The sequence below is a fragment of the Streptomyces sp. NPDC058646 genome (assembly GCF_042716875.1).
Taxonomy (GTDB): Bacteria; Actinomycetota; Actinomycetes; order Streptomycetales; family Streptomycetaceae; genus Streptomyces.
In genome coordinates this window covers 1-1938 of sequence record NZ_JBHXRK010000081.1, presented here as the reverse complement: position 1 = coordinate 1938, position 1938 = coordinate 1, and the positions used below count along the sequence as shown (strand labels likewise).

The 1938-nt window shown below is 65.0% G+C and carries 3 protein-coding genes; 1 reads left to right on the top strand and 2 read right to left on the bottom strand.

Going from position 1 to position 1938, the window contains the following annotated elements:
• Nucleotides 1–66: 66 nt before the first annotated feature.
• On the bottom strand, nucleotides 67–342 hold the full coding sequence (locus ACFWUZ_RS36270) for a hypothetical protein (protein ID WP_384382389.1): 276 nt from the start codon (nucleotides 340–342) through the stop codon (nucleotides 67–69).
• A 237-nt stretch (nucleotides 343–579) separates the two neighbouring features.
• On the opposite strand from ACFWUZ_RS36270, the gene ACFWUZ_RS36265 reads away from it, so the two are divergent.
• Nucleotides 580–921, top strand: a complete 342-nt coding sequence (locus ACFWUZ_RS36265) for a hypothetical protein (RefSeq protein WP_384382387.1) — start codon at nucleotides 580–582, stop codon at nucleotides 919–921.
• Between the two features lie 198 nt (nucleotides 922–1119).
• On the opposite strand, the gene ACFWUZ_RS36260 is transcribed toward ACFWUZ_RS36265, so the two are convergent.
• Nucleotides 1120–1704: a DinB family protein gene (locus ACFWUZ_RS36260; protein WP_384382385.1), complete on the bottom strand. Its 585-nt coding sequence runs from the start codon at nucleotides 1702–1704 to the stop codon at nucleotides 1120–1122.
• Nucleotides 1705–1938: the final 234 nt, after the last annotated feature.

The window sequence follows — 1938 nt, the reverse complement described above, 5'->3', positions numbered from 1 at the left end:
CAACACCAAGCCCGCGTCAGCCACTACAAACAACGCGGCCACACACCACCAGAAACCGCCAACCTGTCAGGCCAAAGACCGTTGCAGTACTAGCCCGGCGACCAGGCGGAGCGGCAGGTCTCTGCATTCGAAGGCGTTACCGATGGCGTTGAGGGCGCTCTCTCGGACGGCGTCGTCTGGGTCCTGGATCGTGGCGGTGAGCAAGCGTGCGACGGCGGTTTCCGCCTCGTGCTGCGTCAGGCTGGGCCAACGCAAGATGTCGCCGAGCTGCTCGGCGGCAGCGTCGCGATCCCGGGCGTTGGGGGCATTCAGGCCGGTGAGGAGGGTCGGGGGGAGGTTCATGCGGCCACCGTGTCATGCCGTTCGACGTGCTGGCCACGTTCGAAGTGGGCGCCGGCCCGGACCAAGGCGACGGTCAGTCCCACCAGCCGTCGCCGGTGATGCGGATCCGAATTTTCCCCAGAGCTACTCTTCGCCCCAGTTGGTTCACGGAGTGAACCAACTGGGGAACGTGGGGAGCGAGTGCGGGCGTGACTTGCTCGCTCTTCGCGTGTCAGAGCTGTGGGGGATGATCGGGCCATGCTGCAAGCGAGAGACGAGCACGGTCGTCAGGTGAGGAATCCGGGGCCCACGGCCTTGAGCCGGATGGTGGCGAACCTCGGCCGGGGCAACGCCTTCGTGGTTGTCGAGCGAGTCGACGATGAGGCGGCCGGCGATTGGTATGTGCAGGTGTGGCTGAGGGACGACAACACCTATCAGCTGGAGTTCCGGGATGGGACAGCGGCAGAGCACTACCAGACCCGGACGATCTCCCAGGAAAAGGTGATCACCGCCCTGAGCGGATGGGCCAAGGGGCGCGCGGATTGGAGAGACGCTTTCATGTGGAACAACATCGGTGCCTCGTTCGGGAACGCTGACTGACCCCGTCGCCGCCTGAGGCCGACAAGGTGCCCGTTCGTCACACGGAGCGGTCCCACCACCTTGCGGTCGAGCGGCGAACGACGGCAATAACGGGGCAACCCGCTCCCAGAGCTCATCAGGAACCAGACGCTTCGACAGATCAGCACTCACGACCGGCATCATGCCGTTCGAACATCACGTCATGTCGTGGAACAGCCCCTACGCGGTGGTTGGTGTGACCATCCTGGCGGCTTGCTCGATCTTCGCGAAGTAGGTTGCGCGGGCTTCCTTGTCGATCGGCTGCTCGTGTTCGGCGCGCATCCCGGTCCGGCCGTCTACGCCCTCGCGCAGGATGTCGGCGTGTCCGGCATGCCGGATGGTCTCGCCGAGGACATGGACCATGATGGCGAACAGGTTCGTGTCGGCATGAGGCTCCGGCCACCAGGGCACGTGGCCGGGGGCGTCGAGGGCAAGCTCGTTGATTGTCGCGTCCGCGTGTTCCCACGTGCGCCGGTAGAACCCGACGATCTGAGCACGCGTCTCGTTCTCGGCCGCCCATTGATCGCTGCCGTCGGAGTCCTGCCACCGGCAGAGCGGCTCCGGAGAAGGGCGGTCGAAGACCTCACCGAAGTACCTGGCCTCGACCGTGGCCACGTGTTTGACCAGGCCGAGGAGGTTGGTCCCGGTCGCCGTCAGAGGCCGGCGCGCGTCGTATTCGGACAAGCCGTCGAGCTTCCAGAGCAGCGCCTCACGGTCCCGCCGCAGTCTCTTGTGCAGGTTGTCTTTCGCGAAATCATCGATCATGCGGCACGAGCCTGCCATGGGCTGCGCATGGTCTCAAGATCCCGTACGCGGTCCGCAACGACTGGCGGAGCCGTGGTCAGCTTGGTCACCGCCCCGACCTCCTGCAAGGAGCTCAGAGACCTGTCCACGTGAGACAACCTCTTAGACCGTGTCCTATGTCGCGAGGCGTCGTTGAGCTTCGTATGGGGCGGGGTACGTGGAGTTGGATTGTTCCGGACGGGTTGTGGGAGATCG